A 21,757-nucleotide genomic window follows, 5' to 3' on the forward strand; every position below is an offset into this window, starting at 1 on the left:
AGGTATCAATGCCCGCCGGGGCGATTCTCAAAACGCCACGGAGGCTTGAATCCATGCGCGCCAGTCGCTGGAGCGGCTGTCGGCATCCAGGCCGGATACGCTGCGGCCGGGGTTGTCCCCCAGCGTACGGGCGACCGCGGTACGCAGCGTCCAACGGTCGAACCACAGGTTGAGGCCGGCACCGACCGCATTGAGGTCATAACGGTTGCGTCCGGTCGCGTTGTTTTCCGAACTCGGCCATGGGTCCTGGTGCAGCCAGACCCTGCCGGTGTCGAAGAAGCCGAGCCCTTGCAGGCGCAGCTGTGGAATGCCGGTGTCGATCATCCGCCGCACTTCCAGGGTGCCGAGCCAGCCATGGTCGCCGGCCGCCTCGCCGATCGGGTAGGCGCGCACACCAGCGGGCCCGCCAAGCAGGAATTTTTCCGCCGAATCGAGGTTCTGGTCGGACCATTGCGCGGACAGGCCGGCGAACAGGCTCCAGTCGGTACCGGCACCGAGGTTCTGCAAGCGCGAGATGCGCAGGTTGAGCTTTTCGAAGCGTCCATCGCTGCCTGCGCTGCGGGCATCGGCATATTCATCGGCACGATTGCCGCTCAGGTCGAGCTCGCCCAGGGTCAGGGAAATGCCGGCATCGGTCACCCCGCCGCTGGCAAAGTCATCGAAGCGGTTGCCGCTCAGGGCAAAGGTGAAGTTGTCCAGCTGGCGGTCACGCAGGTTGCTACCCAGGGCCCGGTCTTCCAGGGCCTTGTGCTCGTAACCGGCGGTCACGTAGAGGTTCTGCAGGCGCGAACGGATCAACGGGTAGCTCAAGCCGATCGAGGCGGTACGCGCATTGCCGCGCAGGTCCAGCTCGCGGAACTGGTCCTGGTCGACGTCATAGCGCAGGTACGACGCGCCAACCTGCAGGCGCAAGCCCGAGGCCGTCAGGGGCAGGCTGTAGCTGGCGCCGACGATGTCGCTCCCGGTGGTCTTGCTGGCTCCCAGGGTCAGCTGGTCACCAATGCCCAGCGGGTCGTTGAGGCTCACCTGGGCGTTGATCCGCGCCACCCCGGTGCTGCGGTTGCCATAGTTGTCGGCCGACACGCCGCCGCTCACCAGAGGCCCGGCCTTGGCGTCGACCAGCAGCCGGCTGGTTCCCGGCTGAGCTCCACGCTCCAGTGCCGAACGGGCGCTGACGCCCGGTTGATCATTGATCAGCAACAGAGCCCGCTCGAGGTCCTCGGCGCGCAGCACCTCACCCTCTGGCAAGGCCGATGCGGCGATGGCACGCAGGCGCTCGGGATTGCTGCGCGACGAGCCGCCCACCTCGATACGTTGCTCGCCCGACTCCAGCCGGCCCTGCATCAAGGCGATCTCCAGGACGCCTTCGGTCAGGTCCTGGCGAGGCAGGTAGGCACGCGCCAGCACATAGCCTCGACCACGCAGGTAGCGAGTGAGCGCGTCGGCCACTTGCTGCAGGCCGGCATGGTCGAGGGTCTTGCCGATCACCGGCTTGATCAGCGACTGCAGGTTTTCCTTCTCGGCTAGCTGTGTATCGCCACTGAAACGCACGGCCGACAGCGTCACGCGCAGGGCCGACTCGGAGAACTGGCGGCTTTCGGTGGGCAGCTCGAATGCTGGCGGCGGCTCGGTGGACTGTGGCTCGGCAGGCACGGTCTGCTGGTACTCGTTGAGCAACTGCCCCGCGTTAGGCAGGGGCGCGGCCGAAACGAACGGGACGGACGCCGTGCAAGCCATGATCAGGGACCAGCGCAGCAACGGCTGGCCGAATCGCGCGGGCGTCGGGAAGGAACTTTGCATCGAGGAACTCACTCCATGAAAACCAGAGGATCATCCGCTACCTGCGCAGGCTGACCGGATGAGTAACCCCGAGAGTGTTCCCGCTTTCGTGCCGCCGCACTTTTGCCCAAGCACCTGAAACCTTTGCCAGCCCGGATGCACTGTAAAATTCGTGCAACAGCCGGCGCGCCTCAGTGTTTCCAGCGTAGCGTCACCCCGGCAGTGCGCGGCTGGCCCGGCAAGACCGCATAGTCGCCCGCGCCGAGCTGCGCCGAAATGGCGGTGACATGGTCGGTATCGAAAGCATTGCGCACCCAGCCCACCACCTCCCACCTGGCCTGTGCCTGACGCAGGCCAAGGCGCAGGTCGGTGATGCCGTAGCTGGGCACCTGACTGCCCTCGCCGCCTTCCAGGCTGCCCTGGTAAGCGCTACGCCAGCTATGCTCGACGCCTGCGAATGCTTCCAACCCCTGGCCGAGCGGCACACGCTGTTCCAGGTTCGCCGACACGCTCCACTGCGGAGCATTGAACAGCCGCTGGCCGCTCAGGTCGCACTGGCGGCCGAGGCGTTGTGGGCTGCACGGCCCGTCCTGGAAGTCGCGATAACGGGCATCGCTCCAGGCCAGGGCAAGTCCCAGGTCGAGGTTGGCCGTCGGTCGCGCTTGCGCATCCACCTCGATGCCACGCAGGCGGACCTTGTCCACCGTGATCAGGTTGTCACGCAGCGGTGGCGAATACACATCGACCGGTGCGCTGGTGGTCAGGGCCTGGTAGTTGCGCACCTCGGTCTGGTAGAGCGCAACGCCCAGCTCCAGGCGTCGTTGCCAGAGCCGCGTGCGTAGTCCCGCCTCCCAGCTGGCGGCATGTTCGCTGTCATAGCGAGGCGGCACGCGGTCACCGATGACGTCCAGGTTGAACCCGCCGGCCTTGAAACCGCTGCTCCAACCAAGATAGAGGTCGCTGCGCTCATCGAACGCGTAGTCCAACAGCAGGCGCCCGGTCAGGGCATCGTCGCTGCGCGTCTCGTGGCGCCGGTAAGCGCCGCCCAGCGCGATATCGCGCAACAGCTGCCCGCCCAGGAGAGAAACCCTATCGCTGCCCAGCGGTGCCAGCCCTTCGACATGGCGCTCGATGCTGGCCCGCTTGCGCTCGCGGCTGTAGCGCACACCGTAGGTCAGGTTCAGCCGCTCGCTCACCTGCCACTCCAGTTCGCCGAACACGGCCCGGGTCTGGACCTGCTGCCTGGCCTGACCGCGCTGCCAGGCTCCGTCGAGCAACGAGGCCGGCACCAGCCGGGGGGTCAGCCCGAGCAGGCGCGCTTCGGGGCGGTCGCCGATGAAAAAGGCCGCGGCGTCCGGGCCGAAGCCGACGTCCAGGGCGCGATCGAAATGCTGGTCCAGTAGAACGCGCCCAGGCGATAGGCCAGCGTGTCGCTCAACTGCGCCTCCAGGCGCAGCTCCTGACTGAACTGGCGGTGCTCCAGTTCGACATCGGCAGTGGCTATGGCCAGCCCGAGGTTGTCGCCATCCTGCAGCGAAGCGTAGCGCCAGTCACGGTAGCCGGTGATGCTCGTCAGCCTGGCTTCATCGCTCAGCCTGTGCGACACCACCACGGCCAGGCCATGCTGCTCGGAACGTTGCGTGCCGGGCTGGTCCTGGTCGATTCGGCGCCTGGACGGGTCGGCTTCGCGCAGCGGGTAGCCGATGAAGGCGGCCCGTTGCCGTGTCTGGGTGCTGTAGTTCGAAGGCGTCAGGACGGCAGCGCGCTGGTCGGTCTGTACGGTATCGAGCATGATGCGCAGCGAAGTCGCTTCGTCTGGCATGAACTGCAGTTGCCCACGCACGCCTTGCCGGTCCTGGTCGTTGTAGCGGTTGCCATCGTGGACATTGTCGATGTCACCGTCGGCCCGCACGTCGAAGGCACTGATGCTGGCGGCCCAGACCTGGCTCAAGGGGCCCGCGGCACCGACGCGCGTTTCACGCCGGCCAGCTTCGCCAATGCCAAGTTCGGCCTGCGCCCGGGGCTGCCAGGAAGGCGCGCGAGTGTGCAGGTGGATCGCCCCGGCCGTGCTGCCACGCCCCCCGGCGGTACCTTGCGGGCCGCGCTGCACCTCGATTCGCTCAAGGTCGGTGAAATCGCCCAAGGTCATCCCCGCACGCCCGAGGTAGACCTCGTCCAGGTACACCCCGACGCTGCCTTCCAGACCATCGTTGAAACCGCTTGCCCCCAGGCCGCGAATCCCATAGCTGGCATACCGCGGGTTGGGCTCGGAAAGCAGCAGCGACGGTACCCGGCGCGGCAGCTCCCGAGGGCTGTTCAGCCCGGAGGCTTCCAGCGCCCTGGCGTCCAGCGTGGTCTGGCTGCCCATCGCTGGCCGAGCAATCCCGGCTGGCCCCTCGGCCTCGACCATCAGGCTATCGAGCGCAACGCCCTCGGACGCCGCGCGGGCCTCGAACGCAGCGAACAACAGCAACCACGACCAAGAGCGACCCGTGTTCATCAGCCGTTCATCCTACGCTGACGAAGCAGCTCATCGAGCGTGGCGAGGATGTCCCGACTATCGGCCGGCTTGAGCAACACGGCATCGAACTGCTGCTCGGCGCCGGCCCCTTGCAATCGCGGCGGCGCGGCCGAATACAGCACGACCGGCAGGCGCGGCCAGGCCTGGCGGACCTCGGCCAGCAACTGCCAGCCGTCCATGTTCGGCATCATCTGGTCGCAGAGCACCAGGTCCACATCGCCTGCGCGCAATGCCTCGACGGCCTGCACGCCATCGGCCACCGCCGTGACCTCGAAGCCATAGCCGGCCAGCAGGTCGCTCAGTGAGGCCCGCCCCTGCGGCTGGTCATCCACCAGCAGCAGGTGACCGCCCTGCCCGGGCATGTCGGCATGCCCCTCGACGAACGCCAGGTCGAGCGCATGTTCGTCGCTGGTCGCCAACAGCAGTTCGAAGCTGAAGCAGCTGCCGCTGGCCTGCTGGCTCTGCAGCGACAGCGTGCTGCCCATGGCCTGCAGCAGCTGGGTGACGATGGACAGCCCCAGTCCGCTTCCAGTGGCCGGCTGCGCGTTGCTTCCGCGCCGGAACGGCAGCATGACCTGATCCAGTTCGCCGTCGTCGATGCCGATGCCGGTATCGCGCACTTCGAAGCGGATCCTTGCCTGCCCTTCGCACATCCCGAGGCCTTCGACCGTCAGGCTGATCAGTCCGTCCTGGGTGAATTTTCCGGCATTGCCCAGAAGATTCAGCACGACCTGGCGCAGCCGACGAAAATCCGCATCGACCACCACCGGCAAGTCTGGCGAAACGTGGCAATCGAACCGGTTGTTCTGGCGTTGCGCAAGGTAGGCGCCTTCGTTCGCCAGCTCCTTGATGAAGGCATGCAGGTAGCCCGGCACCGGTTCGATCTGGACCTGCCTGAAGCTGTCGCGGGAGAACTCGATAAGTTCGTCGATCAGCTCGAGCTGCTGGCGGGCTTGTCGTTCGATGCGCTGGGCGTGCGCGAACTCGGGGCTGTCCTGCAGTGCCCGGGCATGGTCGAGGATGCCGACCAGGGGCGAGCGCAGGTCGTGACTGATCCGCGCCAGCAGGCTGCTGCGATCGAGCAGGGCCGTGTGCAGTTCCTTGGTGCGCAGGGCGACCGTCCGCTCCAGGCGCTCATGCTCGGCCAGCTGCGCCTGCGCCAGCGCCTGTCGCGCGGCCCGCTCCCGCTGGCGGCTGCTCCTGACCACCATCACCAGCGAGCAGGTCAGCAAGAAGACCCCCCCGAGGGTGGAAGACAGACTGTAGTAGGTGCTGCGCTGCTGCCAGGGCAGGCTCTCCAGATGCAGGACATAACGCGCCAGGCACTGCGCGGCGAGCGAACCTACCACCAGCCACGCCAGCCAGCTGTAGTTCAGGCGCTTCCAGCAGCCCCAGCAGAACGCGCCGATCACCAGCGGATACACCAGCTTGAGCAACCAGTAGACCACCGTTCGCCCGCTGACCGCGTCGACCCAGAGGCCGTAGAGCCAGGCTGCGACGTAACCGAGCAACAGCAGGCTGAACATCGACCCGACCGGCCTGGCCAGTTCCCTGACTCGCAAAAGCTCGCGAAAGTAGGCCAGAAAGGCCGTGAAGGACAATGCCGCGGCCAGGCTGGTCAGCTCTTTCGACCAGGGCAGTGCCTGTGGCCAGTACACCAGATAGCCGTTGATCAGGCACGTCAGCGCTGCATAACTGCCCACCGCCACCGCATGCAGCAGCAACAGGCGAGAGCGGAAGATCCAGCTGATCAGCAGACTGAAAGGCACCACCAGCAAGACGATGCCCAGGGCGATGCCGTCGTGGAAGTAGTTGCGCTGGCGCGCCTTGTGCAAGGCGGCTTCGGACCACAGCCGCGGACTGAGCAGCAAGGCGTTGGTACTGGTCACCCTGGCCAGCAGTGTCGCGCTTTCACCGGGGCCCAGCGTGACGGGAAAGGCCGGCTGGCGTTCCTTGAGCGCCCAGCGTTCGAACGGATGGTCGCTGCCGCCCAGCAGCACCTGCCAGCCGGGCCCCGAAGGCAGGAACACCTGCAGGTTCTCCAGGCGAGGTTCGCCAAGCGTCAACCAGCACTGCACCGGTGTCGCCGACGGGTTGGCCACCGGCAAGCGCAGCCAGATGGCCGAGCGCGTCGGAACCTGGGGGACTGCCCGCTCCAGCGGCTCGAATCGAGCCTGCCCAAAGGCCGCGACCTGCTCGACCGTCAGTAGGCCTTGCGGATCCTCCAGCCCACGCGCGCTGGCGGCCAGTTGCTGTTGCGCAAGCTCGCATGGCCCGGCCATTGCCAAGGCACTGAGGAACCACAACACCAGCAGCTGCCAACGAACGCTACTCATTCGTTGGCAGTTCGAGCGACAGCCTGGTTACGGAACTCGCGCGGCGTCATGCCGCTGTATTCGCGAAACGCAGTGGTGAAGTTGCATGCATTGCGAAAGCCCACATGCGCCGCGATGTCCTGCACGCTCATGGCGCTGTTGGCCAGCAGCGCCTGCCCCTGGCGCAGGCGAGCGCCACGCGCGAAGGCGAAGACGGTCGTATCCAGGTGCTGGCGAAACAGCAAGGAAAGACGTTTGCTGTTGGTCCCGAGCGCCTCGGCGATAGCGTCGAGCGATGGCAGCTCGGCAAGGTGCTCGTCGATGAAGCGCATCGCAGCCTGCACCAGGACCTGCTCGCTGTCGACGACATCCGTGCGTTGCGCCGTATCGTTCATCGGCTGGCGCCATGTCAGTTGCAGATGGATACGTATCCTGGCGATGACTTCCGCCGGCAGGTAGGGCTTGAGCACGTAGTCGACGCCACCCAGGCTGAGCCCCTCCAGTCGATATTCGAGCTGGCTGGCCGAGGTCAGGAAAATGATCGGTACATCACGCGTCACCTGGGACTCGCGCAGCAGGCGACTGACCGAGAAGCCACTCATTCTGGGCATGTGCACGTCCAGCACGATCAGGTCCGGACGCAAGGCCAGGGCCCGCTGGAAACCCTGGTGCGGCTCGTGGCATACCGAGAGTTTCCAAGGCTGCAGGCTGAGCTGGGCCAGTAGCGGGCGCAAGTCATCGGGAGAGTCATCGATCAGCAATAGGTGTGGCTTGCGGGCAGTGTTCAGACCGTCGGACATTACCGCTTCTCTTGCCATCCATGATTGCGCCATATGGACATGCCATCGGCTCGATTGTTAGAGCGCGTATTAGAAAGCCTGTAACGACACGTGACAAGTCCTGCAGGGAGGCGCCCGTCCGCTGGCCGCCTCGTCGGTCAAGGCGCCAGCGCCTCGCTTTTCCTTGCAATTCGCGCCTTGCGGCTCACCCTTGCTGGAGCATCAGCTCCCGGACCTTGCCGGCCAGGGCATCGACGGCGAACGGCTTGGTCAGCACCTGCATGCCGGGCCCGAGCGACGTGTCGCCGATGACTGCGTTCTCGGCATAGCCAGTGATGAACAAGGTCCTCATGCCGGGCCTGAGCTCACGTCCGGCATCGGCCAGCTGTCGGCCGTTCATGCCGCCTGGCAGGCCAACATCGGTCACCAGCAGGTCGATGTGCAGCTCCGACCGTAGCAGTTGCAGCCCGGCCACGCTGTCGCCCGCCTCGACCACACGATACCCCAGCTCGCCAAGCGCATCGCTGAGCAGCATGCGCACGGTCGGCTCGTCGTCGACGACCAGGATGGTCTCGCCCGCCTCGGCCAGCGCGGACAGGGACAGGTCGTCGCAATCCTCCTCGCCGACCGCCTGACCAAAATAGCGCGGCAACAGGATGCTCACCGTGGTGCCCATGCCGACTTCGGAATGGATGCGGACCTGGCCGCCGGACTGCTTGGCGAAGCCGTAGATCATCGACAACCCAAGGCCGGTGCCCTGGCCGAGCGGCTTGGTGGTGAAGAACGGATCGAAGGCCTTGGCGATGATGTCCGGCGACATCCCGGTACCGCTGTCGGTGACCGACAGCGCCAGGTACTGCCCCTGCGGCAGCTCATAGACACGCGCCGTCTTCTCGTCGATCCAGCGGTTGGCGGTCTCGATGACGATGCGCCCGCCACCGGGCATCGCGTCCCGGGCGTTGAGCGCCAGGTTCAGCAAGGCATTTTCCAGCTGGCTGGCATCCACGCGTGCGGCCCACAGGTCCAGCGCGCCGATGCTCTCGACCTGGATGGCCGGGCCCACCGTGCGCTGGATCAGCTCGGCCATGCCCGCTATCAGCAGGTTGACGTCGGTCGGACGGGGATCGAGGGTCTGGCGGCGGGAAAACGCCAGCAGTCGATGGGTCAGCGCCGCCGCCCGCCTGACCGCGCCCTGGGCGGCGCCCATGTAGCGTTCGATATCCTGGTAACGGCCCTGGGCCAGGCGCGCCTGCATCAGTTCCAGAGAGCCGGAAATGCCCGCCAGCAGATTGTTGAAGTCATGCGCCAGGCCACCGGTCAGCTGACCGACGGCTTCCATCTTCTGCGACTGGCGAAGCTTCTCCTCGGCCTGCATGAGTTCGGCGGTCCGCTCGGCGACCCGTTGTTCGAGCGTGTCGTTGAGCCCACGCAAGGCCTGGATGGCCCTGTCGCGCTCGGCCTCGACAGTGCGCCGCTCCTGCACATTGATCAGTACGCCAGGGAAGCTGCGCGGCGTGCCATCCTCGCCGTGCTCCACGCGACCGTTGGCTTCTATCCAGTAGTACTTGGCGTCTGCCCGGCGCACCCGGTACTGGTGGGCATAGGCCCCGCCACGCGCGACCACTTCCTCGATCGCGGCGATCAGCCCTTGCCGGTCGTCCGGGTGAACCGTGGCGATCACCTGCTCCAGACTCAGGCCGGTGCGCCCCAGGGCCGGATCGAGCCCGAACGCTTCGGCGAAGGCTTCATCGACGGTGAAGCAGTCGCTGGGCAAGTCCCAGTGCCAGGTACCGATGATGGCGCCAGCGGCCAGGGCCAACTGCACGCGCTCGACGTTCTCGCGGGCCAGCGCCTCGCTCTTGCGCAGACGATCCTGGGCGTTGCGCCGAGCAGTGACATCGTTGAAGAAGATGCCGATCTGTCGCTCGGCTGGATCGCCCACCCTGGCCGCGCGCACATCGAACCAGCGCTGGAAAGGCTTGGCGTAGCTCTCGAAGTTGGCGGTCTCGCCGGTCTTGGCGACATGGCCGTAGGTCTCGAACCAGAAGGGCTCGAGGTCCGGAGCGAACTCGCTGACCCACTTGCCGCGCAGATCGACGCCCGACTCACGCTCGAACGCAGGATTGACTTCGATGAACTTGTAGTCGATCGGCCGATCATCGGCGTCGAACTTGACCTGGACGATGGCGAACGCGGCATCGATGGTCTCGACCACCGTCCTGAACCGCTCTTCGCTCTTGCGCAAGGCGGTCTGGGCGCTGCGCATCCCAGTCAGGTCGAGCATCGCGCCGATCATGCGCACGGCCCGGCCGTCTTCGTCGCGGATCACGTGGCCGCGGTCGAGCACCTCGGCATACGAACCGTCCCGGCGAATGAACCGGTATTCCTCGCTCCAGGCGCTGCCGCAGCCATCGATCACGGCGTGGATCGAATCATGGACACGCTCGCGATCGTCCGGGTGGATCTGCGCGATCCACCAGTCGCCGGTCTTCTCGATCAGCGCCAGCGAGTGTCCGTAGGCATCCTCCAGGGCATCGTTCCAGAGCACCTGGTTGGTGGTCAGGTCCCAGTCCCAGATGGCATTGTTGGTAGCCTTCGCGGCCAGGCGATAACGCTCCTGCGCCTGCTCCATGGCGCGCCCGGCCAGGTGTTCACGGGTGCGATCGCGCAGGATCTTCATGAAGCCCAGATGCGCTCCGTCCCCGTCATGCAACGGCATCATCTCGCCCGAGGCCCAGAGCTGATGGCCATCCTGATGCAGATGCCAGCGGTCATCCGAGGCTCGCCCGGCTTGCAGTGCCAGCTGCATTTCCTTTTCGACCTGATCGTTGGCCCGGTCCTTGGGCGTGAAGATCCGCTCGGCATGCTGGCCGCGCATCTGCGTGGCGCTCCAGCCCATCACCTGTTCGGCGCCCCTGTTCCAGTCGGTGATGATGCCGTCCGGGTCCGTCAGGACGATGGCAAAATCGATGGCGCTGTCGAATACCGCCCGCTGCCGGGCGGCTTGCTTGACACAGGATGCACTACCGGCAGGGCAGCGTTGCGGTGTTTCTGGCGGGAGCTGGGGGTCGATTCCTGCATTTTCGAGCGCCGCGCGCAATCGCGTGACTTCGAGCTCGAGCTCTTCACGGGTAAGGTTTTTCAGGATTCGCCCTCTGGTTGCATCGGTCTTGCCGTCGGCCCGGAAGGTAGGAAGGGTGGGCCGTGGTGGATTATTGGAATGATCGGGGGGCAATCGTCAAGCGCTGGCCGGCGGATGGTGGCAAGAAGACATGAACGAGGCTTTCGAAACCGCTGGGCCTCGCCTCATGGCGCCATGTAAAGTCGCCGCGCTGGCACTTTTCGCACCAAGTCTGGTGCTGGCCAGCGGTCTTTGGCGCTTGACATCCAAGCCTGGCAAGCCTCCTCTCGAGTGCCATGTCGGTCTCGATCTTCGGCATGCACATCCCGAGAGCGGGGCAAGGCAGTGACGGCCAGGTATCTCGCCGTCCACATCGCTCAGGCAGCAGGACCGCGACTTCGCTTCTCGCTGTCGGCCAGCCCTACCGGCACCGCTACCAGCAGGGCGACTGCCAGCAAAGCGCACAAGACATTGCTACCCACCCAGCCGACCCCTTCGAGCAGCATCGCTGGAGCGAACGCCCCGAGCATCGCGCAGATGGCGATCGCCAGGTCATTGCGCCCCTGCAGCTGGAACGCATCGGCGCGCCCTTGCGACGCCTGTGCCAGCAAGGCGCCGGCGCCGACGTAGGTCAGGTTCCAGCCCAGCCCAAGGACGATCAGCGAAGCGCTCAGCATGAGATAGCCTTGCGTGACGATGTTGAGCACCGCGCAGCTCGCCAGCAAGGCCAGCCCCGCACACAGGGTGCGCTTGATGCCCAGCCGCGCGATGATCGCACCGGTGAAGAACGAAGGCGCGAACATGGCGATGACATGCCACTGGATCGCCAGGCGGATGGCGCTGAAATCCTCGTGCAGGTGCCCCATGTGCATCGATGCCTGGATCATCAGCAGGTTCATGATCCCGTAGCCGGCCGCGGCGACGGCCATGGCCAGTAGGATGCTGGCTAGCAGGCGCTGGGTCGCCTGGCTCGCTCGCTGCGTGGCGACGGCGGCGGCTGGCGGGCTCGACGGCAGGCACAGGGCGATCAGCAGCGACAGCGACGCCAGGCCGATGAAGGCGGCATAGCACAGCGAAAACATCGAATGGCCCGCCACGTCCCGGCACAGTTCGGTGAGGGCCGGGCCGGCCACCGCGGCCAGCACGCCACCGGCGACCACCAGCGACAGCGCCCTGGGCTTGAGCGCCGGCTCGAGGTCGTCGGTGGCGGCGAAACGATTGAAGTTGGCGAAGGCGATGTACACCCCCAACGCGCCATGGCTGAGGATCAGCGCGCCGAAGTGCTGGTGCTCCACCGCCCAGAAGCCGCTGAGCCCCGATATGGCCAGCGGCACGGCACCGAGCATGAAGGCACGCTTGCGACCGATGCGCTGCATCAGCCGGGACACCGGGTAGGTCGCCAGCATCAACAGCAGGAACTGCACGCCATAGGGTACCGTGGCCAGGCTGCTCGTCGGCGCCAGCGCGGCGCCGACGATGGCCGCCATGGTCACCGACATCACCGCGGTGGTCAGGTTGATCGACTGGGCGCCGAAGTAGAGGTAGGTACGCGCAGGAAGGGTGCTGCTCATGGGCGGCTCTCGGTGTCAGGTCAGTCGCTGCAGGGTGCCATCGTCTGAGCAGCATCTGGCGCACAGTCGACACGCTTTCCCGAGAACTGTTAGGCTGTTTTTTCTAACACTTTCGTTTGGCTCGGTCATGACTTCGAACGCATTCGAGGACGCGCTCAGGCAGCGTTTGCGCGGTGGCGAATGGGCAGTCGGGCAGCGCCTGCCCTCCATCCGTCGGCTGGTCGCTGCCGAACGGGTCAGCTACCACGGCGTGGTATCGGCCATGAACCGGCTGGTCGCCGAAGGCATCCTTACGGCCTACCCAGGCCGCGGCTACTTCGTCAGCGGCCTGCCGCGCCCGTCAAGTGGCCGCACAGATGCCCAGCAGCTGCCGGACGAGCCACTGTTCAAGCTCCTGCAAGGCGGCCCGCACTACGTCAAGCTCGGCTGCGGCTGGTTGCCGCCTGGCTGGCGCGATACCGACCTGCTGGCCAAGGCGATCCGCCGCACCGCGCGCCTGGAGCAAAGTTCGCTGGCCGACTATGGCGACATTTCCGGTTATTTGCCACTGCGCAACCAACTGGCCTTGCACATGCGACGCCAGACCCGCATCGACGTGCCGCCCGGCCAGTTCATCACCACCCTGGGCGCGACCCAAGCCCTGGACCTGGTCGCGCGCCTGCTGGTCCAGCCTGGCGACCATGTGTTCGTCGACGAACCGGGCAACGGCAACCTGATCAAGCTGATCCAGCTGCTCGGTGGCCACGTGCTGGGCATCCGCAGGACCGCCGAAGGCCCGGACATCACCGAGATGCAACGGCACCTGGCCCGGCACCGGGTCAAGGCGTTCTTCTGCAACAGCACCTTGCACAACCCCACCGGCGGCAACATCAGCCCGCGCAATGCGTTCCAGGTACTGCGCCTGGCCGTCGAGCATGACTTGCGGGTGGTCGAGGACGACGTCTACGGCGACTTCTGTCCAGGCGTGCACCAGACGCTCGCCGAGCTGGACGGGCTGGACCGGGTGGTCTACATCGGTAGCTTCTCCAAGTGCCTTTCGGCCTCCTTGCGGGTGGGCTACATCGCCTGCTCGCCGGAGTTGATCGAACCGCTGGCACGTCTGAAGCTGCTGACTTGCGTGGCGGTTCCGGCGTTCTGCGAACGCTTCGTCAACACCATCCTGGCCGACGGTACCTACGCCGGGCACATGAAGCAGATCCAGCAGAAGCTCATCGCCCAGCAGACCTTGGCCCAGAAGACGCTCGGCCGGCACGGCTGGCGATTCGACGTGACGCCGGCAGGTGGCATGTTCCTCTGGGCCCATCACCCGGAACTTGCCGACCTGGGCGCTTTCAGGCACTACCTGGAGCAACGCGACATCCTGCTCATGCCAGGCTCCGCATTCGCCGTGACGCGCGACTATCGGCGCCATGCGCGGATCAACTGCACGCACTTCACCCCAGCGCTGGAAGCTTGCTTCGCGGCGGCAGGCTCCCGTTTCGCCAGTGAGCACAACCGCTTGTAGGCGCGGCCGGTCCGGCACCCCGGCGGCGGCGCTACGACACGTTGAGTCTCCAGCTTCATCTTGGAACGAATGCCCCGGCCTGCCTTACGCCAAGAAGGCTGATCCTTCCTGCCAGTGCGAGCCCGGCATGGGCTCGCATGCTTTCAGGCGGTCTCCCCTGCCCCTTCCTGGCGATCCTGCAGCAGCACCATGCTCTGCGGTGCGGACAGTGCGATGCCTTGCTCGCGCAGTCGCCCAAGAATGGTGAACAGCAGGTCGCTGCGGGTGCCGGAGACCACCCGCGGCCCGGCGACGTAGCCACTGGCGCTGAGCACCATGCCGGCGCTGGTCAGGTCCTTGAACGACACCGATGGCGCAGGCGTCTCGAGGATCGCCTCGTGCTCGCGGTAGGCGTCGAGCAGCAGCTGGCGCACGTGCTGGGCGTCCGTGTCCAGCGGCAGCGTCAGGGTGATGCCGACCACGCCCAGGGCGTTGCCCATGGTCACGTTGCGCACGTTCTGCGAGATGAACTGCGAGTTGGGCACGATCACCGTGGAACGGTCGGCCATCTGGATCTCGGTGGCGCGTACGTTGATCCGGCGGATGTCGCCCTCCACGCCAGCCAAGCTGACCCAGTCGCCGACCTTCACCGGGCGCTCGGTAAGCAGGATCACCCCGGAGATGAAGTTCTGCACGATGGCCTGCAGGCCGAAACCGATGCCTACCGACAGTGCACTGACCACCCAGGTCAGACTGCTCAGGTTGATGTGCAGGGTCGACATCACCAGCATCGCCAGAACCAGGAAGCCCAGGTAGCCGACCAGCGTCACCAGCGAGGCGCGCATGCCCACATCCAGGTCGGTCTGCGGCAACAGGCGTTCGCTGAGCCAGCGCTTGACCACGCGGATGGCGAACAGCCCGACGAAGAACATCACCACGGCGACGAAGATGTCCTGCGGCATGATGCTCAGGTTGCCGAGCACGCGCCCACCGCTGCCATCCCACTCGGCGAGGCTGAGCAACAGCTCGCCTGGGCTGGTGCCCGATGGCAGGAACACCAGCAGCGCGGCGGTGAATAGCAGCAGGGTACGGCCGACCCCTGCCAGTACGGTGCTGGCCTGGGCCTGGTGACGCGGTGCCAGACCGATCGCCGCGGCCAGCGCTGGGCTTTCGGACTGTTGCGGCGACAACAGGGTTTCGCACAGGTCGCTGAACACGCAGGTCAGCAGATAGGTGCAGGTGACCACCACGCTGACCCATAGCAGCTTGGACGCCAGGAAATACGCCAGCGTCAGGTAGCCTGCCAGCAAGGCCAGCAGGATCGCCCCGACCCAGACCGCCAGCACGAACGGCAGCAGCCCGGCCAGGCCGGCCGGACGCCCCAGCTGGTACCGGCGACGCACGCGTCGGTAACGGACCAGGGCGGCGGCGAACAGCGACGACACCACCAGGGCGGTCAAGCCGTTGGTGGCCACGGTCAGGGCCAGGCTGGTGCCGATCACGCTGTTGATCCGCTCCTGGGTCAACAGCACCATCAGCGCCAGGGCCAGCAGCTGCGGGAACCAGGCCAGGGCGCAGGCGACCTGGTTCGGAATCGACGGCAGGCGCCAGGTCGGCCGTTGCAGCATGAGCATGGCGCGGCCGAGGCCAGCGATGAAGGCACTGAACACCACCAGAGTCAGAACATGGTCGATCAGGGTCGCCATGTTGGTGCCAAGGGTCGCGCTGCTTTCCAGGCCCCAGCGCAGCAGCGACACCGAGCCGCCGATGGTGGTCAGGGTAGCCAGGGCCACGCTCAGGGCCAAGGCGCTGCGCCGCAGCCGGCCTTCCGGTAGCCAGCGGATCATGGCATCGGCCAGCAGCCGCTCGAGTACCCGCCGAACCAGCGTCCACACCAGGATCGCCGCCACCAGGCTGCCGAGGAACAGCGTGCGATGCTCCGCGCTCAAGGCGCTGGCCACGGCATCGGCCGCCTCGGCACGCAGGTCGCGCAGGCGCGCGAGATCTTCCTCGGTCGGGCGGATCAGGCTCGACCAGAATGCCGGGCTCAACGGGCTGGCCGCGCGACTGGTGATCTGCGAATTGAACTGGCTGCGGCGCAGATTGACGATCTGGGTCGAGAGGTCACGGGCCGACTGGGTCAGTTGCTCGGCCTGTTGCTGTTCGGCCAGCAGGTTCTTTTTCTGGCTGCTCAGGTCCCGCCGCTGGCGGGTCAGCGTATCGGCTTCATCCGGCTGCGCCGGGCCGAGCACCTTGAGCTGGTCGTCCAGGTGCGCGACATCCGCCGCGCGCTGGGTGCCCGATGCCTCGGCCTGGCGCTGCACTTGCAGCGCCGCCTGGCGAAGCTGGGCCAGCAGGTCATCGTTGGCATTGCTCGAGACGCCTTGGCGGATCAGGTCCAGGCGGTCGCTCAACTGAGCCAGGCTGGCGTCCTCGGCGAGCACTGGCAGCTCACTGATCGGCGTCCGGGGCGTGGCATCGGGGGCCGACCAGACCGGCAGCGCCACTGACAGCAGCAGGGCGAAAAGCCCTGCGCAAAAAAGGTCAAGGCGTATACGCCTCATCGAAATTTCCTCTTGCATTGCGATTTGGCGGGGGATTCTACGCGGCTTGCCAGATTCAGGAATGCCCGTCTTCCCGTTCGAGCAACAATTGCTTGCGTTCGACACCCCAGCGATAGCCGCTGATCTGGCCATCGCGACGTACGACCCGATGACAGGGAATGCCCACGGCTATGCGGTTGGCCGCGCAAGCGCCGGCTACAGCACGGACCGCGCCAGGCATGCCGAGACGCTCGGCGAGCTCGCCGTAGCTGAGCCGACGACCGGCAGGGATCTGGCGCAGGAGTTGCCAGACGCGCTCCTGGAAAGCCGTACCGCGTATGTCCAATGGCAGATGCAGGCCCACGGCCGGTTGTTCGACGAACCCCACCACTTCGGCGACCTGCTTTTCGAACTCGCCATCGCCACCGACCAGCACGGCTTCGGCGAACAGGTCCTGCAACTGCTGCAGCAAGGGCTCCGGCTCGTCCCCCAGGAGGATCGCGCAGATGCCCCGCTCGCTCTGGGCGACCAGGATGGCCCCGAGCGAGCACTGGCCGACCGCGAAACGGATGGTCGCGCCAGCGCCGCGAGCCTGGTATTGCTTCGGGCGCATGCCCAGGCGCTGCGTGGCGCCTTCATAGAAACGGCTGCTGGAGACGTAGCCGGCAGCATAGATCGCCTCGGTTACCGAACCTTGCTCCACGGCCAGCCTGTGACGCAGGCGGCGGGCTCGCCAGGCCTCGGCATAGGCCTTGGGCGTCAGGCCGGTCTCGGCCTTGAACTGGCGTTGCAGATGCCAGGGGCTCAGCCCCAACTGCCTGCCGAGGGTCTGCAGCCCGACAGGCTCGACGCTGGTTTCGATCAGTCGGCAGGCCTGGACGACCCATTCGCTGCGTGGCAACCGGGGCCAGCAGCGCCGGCAGGCCCGATAACCTGCCTGCCGCGCCTGCTCGGCGGTATCGAAGAATGCCACGTTGTCGCGCCGAGGCAGGCGTGCGCTGCATCCAGGGCGGCAATAGATCCCGGTGCTGCGCACGGCATAGACGAAGTGACCCGCGCCAGCGCAGTCGCGGTGCTGCACGGCGATCCAGCGTTCGACATCGGTGGCATAGCGGGCGTGAAAGGTCATGGCGAGTACCGTTGGCGAGGTGAGCCCAGCATCGGCGCCTCGGCGGCGACGTTCATCCCGTTTCTTGTGGGGCATCTGACGACAAGTATAAGCGGGTGCCCAGCGGCCTTCTGGAAGGTCGCCTGGTGCGAAGCGTGCGCACCGCGATGCTGTCAACAGGCGCAAGCTGGCAGGTAGCACACGACCGGCCTGCTTGCCCGAATCGGCGGAAGCCATTCAGGCCCGCCACAGGTACCAGGCGGCCACGGTTCGGTACGGGCTCCAGGTGCTGCCCAGCAGGCGCATCTGCCCCGGCGTGGGGGCCTTGTCCAGCCGTTTGAGGCGTCGATAACCTTCGCGCACGCCATAGTCGTCGACCGGCAGGATGTCCGAGCGGCCCAGGCAGTAGATCAATACCATCTCGACGGTCCAGCGACCGACACCGGGCAGCATGACCAGGCGCTGGATCAGCGCGTCGTCCGACAACCCCAGCGCCTCGTCCCGTGCCGGTACCAGACCATCGAGCCGTGCCTGGGCGATGCCGCGGATGGTCGCCAGCTTGCGCGCCGAGAAGCCGCACGCGCGCAACGCCTGGGGATCGCTGGCCAGCAGCTGGCCTGGGGTCGGGAACTCGCCATCGGGAAACAGCGCCAGCAGCCTGCCGAGGATGGCTTCGGCGGCGCGGGCATGCAACTGCTGGTAGGCGATGGCTCGCACCAGCGCCTCGTAAGGCTCACGTCCAGGCGTGGCATGGTGCAGGCAGGGGCCGACCGCATCGACATGACGCGCCCAGTCCTGGTCGAGCGCGGCGAGGAACGCGGCCGCCTTCAGGTAACTTTGCGGGGAAAGGTCAGCGCACGGCGCACAGCTCATTCGGCTGCCGTCCTGGCGCTTTGCGCCCCGCGATACGACGGCAGGGCGAAGCACACGAACAGGCCAGCCATCAGTGCCAGTGCCAGGGGCAGTCCATGCGGGGCCATGTTCATCGCCGCGCCGCTGAGCAAGGGGCCGGCCAGGCTGCCGACGCCCCAGAGCAAGCCGACGCTGGCATTGGCGGTCACCAGGTCCTGGCCCTTGAAGCGCTGTCCGATCAACACCAGCGCCAAGGTGTAGATGCCGCCGGCCACCGCGCCGAGCAGCACCAGCAGCGGCCACAGCAGCCAGGTAGACTGCAGCAGCCATGGCAGGCCGACACCGATGAGCATGGCGATGATGCCGCACGCCAGGTGCAGCCCGGTGCGCCTGACCCGGTCGGCCAGCCAGCCCAGCGGCAGCTGGAACAGCATGTCGCCGGCGAACACCACGGTCACCATCAGCGCGGCCACGCCCACGGCGAAGCCGTGACCGGTGGCATACACCGGCAGCAGCGACAGCACCACGGCGTCGAAGAAAGAGAAGAACAGCACGGCCACGCACAGGGCCGGGGCCACCCGGAAGAAACCGCCAAGGGTGAAGCTCTTTTCACCTGTCTCGCCATGCTGGGCACGGTCGGCGGGTACCGTCAGCACGATACACAGCAGTGCCAGGCCATAGCAGCCGGTGACCAGGCCGGTGAGCCACGGGCTGCTCGGGCCGAGCAAGGCCAGCAGCGCCGGTCCCAGGACCTGGAAACCGGTGAAGCTGGTGGCGTACAACGCCATGATCTTGCCGCGATTATGCTCAGGACATAGCTCGTTGACCCAGGACTCGCCCAGAATGATGGCGATGCCCATCCCCAGGCCCAGGGCCAGGCGCAGCAGCCCCAGCAGCCAGATCGAATCGAACGCCCACTCCAGCAAGGCGATGCTGAGCGTGCACAGGCTAAAGCACGCCAGGTAGATGTTGCGCCGGCTCAGATGACGACAGCAGGCATCGACCAGAAAGGCCGAGAGCATCATGCCAGCGGCTGGAATCGCCGACACGATACCGATCTGCAGAGTGCTCGCCCCCGCTTCGAGCAGGCGTAGCGATACCAGCGGCAAGCTGGCTCCCAAGCTGAAACCGACGACCGACACGGCGAACAACAGGCCCGCCAGCAAACGCATGTTCATTACCACTCCTCTTGGCCGATGCACCTGCAACCGGTGCCCGTTAGGCCGGAAATCTTCGAAAGATGCAGGACCTCGCCGCCCGGATGCGCCAGGCAGGCGATGGCACGAGCGTGTCGCTCAGATCAGGGAAGATGAGGCGAGAAGGTGAAGGCGAACAGCACGCTGCGTCGACGCTTGAGCACCGTGTCGCGCGGCCAGGCATGACAGGCCATGCGGGCGTCAGGCTGGCAATCCGGGCGGAGATGGCTCGAACGTGGCATTGCGGTCGGTTTCAGGGAATGAGGAGGCGGCACTCTAGGCCAGCGCCGGCCGCCTCGTCAATCACCCTCGGCGCTTGCCGGTCGACGGCAGGAACACCGCCAACAGGCCGAACAGCGGCAGGAACGAGCACAGGCCGTAGACGTACTCGATGCCGTGCAGGTCGGCCAGGTAGCCCAGCAAGGCCGCGCCGATGCCACCGAAACCGAACATCAGACCAAAGAAGATCCCCGCCACCATACCGACATTGCCAGGCACCAACTCCTGGGCGTAGACCACGATGGCCGAGAACGCCGAGGCCAGGATGAAGCCGATCACCAGGCTCAGCACGGTGGTCCAGAACAGGTCGGCATACGGCAGCGCCAGGGTGAACGGCGCAACGCCAAGGATCGAGAACCAGATCACCGCCTTGCGGCCGATCCGGTCACCGATGGGGCCACCGAAGAAGGTCCCGGCCGCCACCGCGCCGAGGAACAGGAACAGGTGCAACTGGGAGCTGGCCACCGACAGGTCGAACTTCTCGATCAGGTAGAAGGTGTAATAGCTGGTCAGGCTGGCCATGTAGAAATACTTGGAAAATACCAGCAGGCCGAGCACCACCAGCGCCAGCATCACCCGTTGGCGGGACAAGCCGTGGCTGGCCTGCTGGCCCTTGCGTGCCTTGAACTGGTTGAGGTGATCCTTGTACCAGCGACGCAGCAGCAAGGTCACGCCGAAGAAGAACAGCCCGGCCAGGCCGAACCAGGCCACATGGCTCTGGCCGAAGGGAATCACGATGGCCGCCGCCAGCAGCGGGCCGAACGCCGAGCCGGCGTTGCCACCGACCTGGAAACTCGACTGGGCCAGGCCAAAGCGCCCGCCCGAGGCCAGCCGCGCGATGCGCGAGGTCTCCGGGTGGAAGGTCGACGAGCCGATGCCCACCAGCGCCGAAGCCAGCAGGATCATCGGGAAGCTGCCGACGAAGGCCAGCATGAGGATGCCGACCAAGGTGCACAAGGTACCGATCGGCAGCAGGTTCGGCGTCGGCCTGCGGTCGGTATAGAAGCCGACCCAGGGCTGCAACAGCGACGCGGTGATCTGGAACGTCAAGGTGATCATGCCGATCTGCGCGAAGCTCAAGTCATAGTTGGCCTTGAGCATGGGATAGATCGCTGGCAATACCGCCTGGATCAGGTCGTTGATCAGATGCGCCAGGGCGCAGAAGGCGATGATGCGCATCACCAGCGAGCTGCCTTGGGCAGGCGTGGCGTTGGCGGCTGTCGTGGTCTGGGTACTGCTCATGGCCATTGGGAAACGTCCGTCCGCTTGATCGGGATCCAAGTATCGCGAAACAACTCGACACAAAACCACTCTTTTTACCTGTTGTCGAGCACAGGCATGGAAAGCGTGCTCGATATCAGCTCGACGCAAGCGTCCACATGTGCAGGCATTGGCAGTGGTTGCTGGCGCGCCAGGGATTTCCGGCTAACCGGTTGATCGGACGTATTTTTTTTACCAAGGGTGTTGACAGCTTCGCGTTTCAGGCGAATAATGCGCGCCACTTGGCTACATAGCTCAGTCGGTTAGAGCACGGCATTCATAATGCCGGTGTCCGGGGTTCAAGTCCCTGTGTAGCCACCATATTGAAAAGGGCTTACCGAAAGGTAGGCCCTTTTTCTTTGCCTTGGAAAAGGCCTGGAGCGTCATGGCTGGCATGCGCCCCAAGTACGGTAACCTGCCGTATCGACATGGATCCGCCCGGATGGATAGCGGCCCAGGCCCATGCTCCACGCCCTGCCTTGCTGCCGCCAGAACCGACATAGCAGGCTGGGATCGGCCCCTTCGGGTAACAGCACGTCCACGGCGAAGGCGCGCATGTGCGCACTGTGCGGCGCGCCGCCCGCGCACGCATTCAGGCGCGGATCGCGATAGGCCGAGACCACTTCGAACTGTCGCAACAGCCCTTGGTCGGACAGCGTCCTGAGCAGTCGCAGCGTGTTCCGCACGGCCGGCCACTGGCTGGCCGGCGGCACCGCAAAAGGAGCTGCCCGGCATGTTCGCCAGTCCGAGGCCGAACGCAACAGCTGGTGAATCGGTACCACGCCATAGAGTCGGGCCTCTACCAGCATGTCCCGGAATGGGCGCGTCGGGTTGTCGCCGGCCCACCGGGCGAACATCCACAGGTCCCGCTCATCGGCCGAGGCGCACTGCGGGGCAAGCAGGAAAAGGCTGAGGAGCAAGGGTTTGATGCTGGGGTTCATGGCGACGGC

The 21,757-nt window shown here is 66.0% G+C and carries 15 protein-coding genes and 1 tRNA gene; 2 read left to right on the forward strand and 14 right to left on the reverse strand.

The features are described from left to right. Window positions 1–27: 27 nt before the first annotated feature. The 7 genes from ACY8GK_RS12330 to ACY8GK_RS12360 all read right to left on the reverse strand — a co-directional run bounded on the left by ACY8GK_RS12330 (window position 28) and on the right by ACY8GK_RS12360 (window position 12,086). Window positions 28–1,800, reverse strand: a complete 1,773-nt coding sequence (locus tag ACY8GK_RS12330; protein WP_462401349.1) for a ShlB/FhaC/HecB family hemolysin secretion/activation protein — start codon at window positions 1,798–1,800, stop codon at window positions 28–30. Window positions 1,801–1,970: 170 nt separating this feature from the next. Next, the gene (locus ACY8GK_RS12335; RefSeq protein ID WP_462401350.1) at window positions 1,971–3,056 is read right to left on the reverse strand and encodes a TonB-dependent receptor; all 1,086 of its coding nucleotides are present in this window, start codon (window positions 3,054–3,056) and stop codon (window positions 1,971–1,973) included. Window positions 3,057–3,079: 23 nt separating this feature from the next. Beyond that, window positions 3,080–4,279: a TonB-dependent receptor plug domain-containing protein gene (locus ACY8GK_RS12340; RefSeq protein WP_462401351.1), complete on the reverse strand. Its 1,200-nt coding sequence runs from the start codon at window positions 4,277–4,279 to the stop codon at window positions 3,080–3,082. Further along, window positions 4,279–6,636, reverse strand: a complete 2,358-nt coding sequence (locus ACY8GK_RS12345) for a hybrid sensor histidine kinase/response regulator (RefSeq protein ID WP_462401352.1) — start codon at window positions 6,634–6,636, stop codon at window positions 4,279–4,281. The genes ACY8GK_RS12340 and ACY8GK_RS12345 overlap by 1 nt, the downstream gene beginning before the upstream one ends. Next, complete coding sequence (locus ACY8GK_RS12350) at window positions 6,633–7,415, reverse strand: response regulator transcription factor (RefSeq protein ID WP_196176980.1); 783 nt, start codon at window positions 7,413–7,415, stop codon at window positions 6,633–6,635. The genes ACY8GK_RS12345 and ACY8GK_RS12350 overlap by 4 nt, the downstream gene beginning before the upstream one ends. A 184-nt stretch (window positions 7,416–7,599) precedes the next feature. Continuing rightward, complete coding sequence (locus ACY8GK_RS12355; protein WP_462401353.1) at window positions 7,600–10,494, reverse strand: PAS domain-containing hybrid sensor histidine kinase/response regulator; 2,895 nt, start codon at window positions 10,492–10,494, stop codon at window positions 7,600–7,602. 398 nt (window positions 10,495–10,892) lie between these two features. Then, window positions 10,893–12,086 carry an MFS transporter gene (locus tag ACY8GK_RS12360; RefSeq protein ID WP_462401354.1) on the reverse strand — a complete coding sequence of 398 codons (1,194 nt, stop codon included), beginning with the start codon at window positions 12,084–12,086 and terminating at the stop codon, window positions 10,893–10,895. A 127-nt stretch (window positions 12,087–12,213) separates the two neighbouring features. Between ACY8GK_RS12360 and ACY8GK_RS12365 the strand changes: the two genes are divergently transcribed. Beyond that, window positions 12,214–13,590 carry an aminotransferase-like domain-containing protein gene (locus ACY8GK_RS12365; RefSeq protein WP_462401355.1) on the forward strand — a complete coding sequence of 459 codons (1,377 nt, stop codon included), beginning with the start codon at window positions 12,214–12,216 and terminating at the stop codon, window positions 13,588–13,590. A gap of 143 nt (window positions 13,591–13,733) precedes the next feature. Here the strand turns inward: ACY8GK_RS12365 and ACY8GK_RS12370 are convergent, their stop codons facing one another. The 6 genes from ACY8GK_RS12370 to ACY8GK_RS12395 all read right to left on the reverse strand — a co-directional run bounded on the left by ACY8GK_RS12370 (window position 13,734) and on the right by ACY8GK_RS12395 (window position 20,795). Beyond that, the gene (locus ACY8GK_RS12370) at window positions 13,734–16,133 is read right to left on the reverse strand and encodes a DUF3772 domain-containing protein (protein ID WP_462401356.1); all 2,400 of its coding nucleotides are present in this window, start codon (window positions 16,131–16,133) and stop codon (window positions 13,734–13,736) included. 55 nt (window positions 16,134–16,188) lie between these two features. Beyond that, window positions 16,189–17,241 carry a bifunctional DNA-binding transcriptional regulator/O6-methylguanine-DNA methyltransferase Ada gene (gene ada, locus ACY8GK_RS12375; RefSeq protein WP_462401357.1) on the reverse strand — a complete coding sequence of 351 codons (1,053 nt, stop codon included), beginning with the start codon at window positions 17,239–17,241 and terminating at the stop codon, window positions 16,189–16,191. Between the two features lie 216 nt (window positions 17,242–17,457). Continuing rightward, a complete protein-coding gene (locus tag ACY8GK_RS12380; protein ID WP_196176970.1) occupies window positions 17,458–18,093 on the reverse strand; it encodes a DNA-3-methyladenine glycosylase family protein in 636 nt (211 codons plus the stop codon). Next, the gene (locus ACY8GK_RS12385; RefSeq protein WP_196176968.1) at window positions 18,090–19,250 is read right to left on the reverse strand and encodes an MFS transporter; all 1,161 of its coding nucleotides are present in this window, start codon (window positions 19,248–19,250) and stop codon (window positions 18,090–18,092) included. Before ACY8GK_RS12385 ends, ACY8GK_RS12380 begins: the two co-directional genes overlap by 4 nt. A gap of 122 nt (window positions 19,251–19,372) precedes the next feature. Then, window positions 19,373–19,510, reverse strand: coding sequence for a hypothetical protein (locus ACY8GK_RS12390; RefSeq protein WP_196176966.1), 138 nt, complete (start codon window positions 19,508–19,510; stop codon window positions 19,373–19,375). 61 nt (window positions 19,511–19,571) lie between these two features. Further along, entirely contained in the window at window positions 19,572–20,795 is a 1,224-nt protein-coding gene (locus ACY8GK_RS12395; protein WP_196176964.1) for an MFS transporter, read from the reverse strand. A gap of 256 nt (window positions 20,796–21,051) precedes the next feature. On the opposite strand from ACY8GK_RS12395, the gene ACY8GK_RS12400 reads away from it, so the two are divergent. Continuing rightward, a tRNA-Met gene (locus ACY8GK_RS12400) sits at window positions 21,052–21,128 on the forward strand. A 62-nt stretch (window positions 21,129–21,190) separates the two neighbouring features. Here the strand turns inward: ACY8GK_RS12400 and ACY8GK_RS12405 are convergent. Continuing rightward, complete coding sequence (locus ACY8GK_RS12405) at window positions 21,191–21,748, reverse strand: YcbK family protein (protein ID WP_462401358.1); 558 nt, start codon at window positions 21,746–21,748, stop codon at window positions 21,191–21,193. Window positions 21,749–21,757: the final 9 nt, after the last annotated feature.

Source organism: Pseudomonas sp. Marseille-QA0332 (assembly GCF_054950175.1).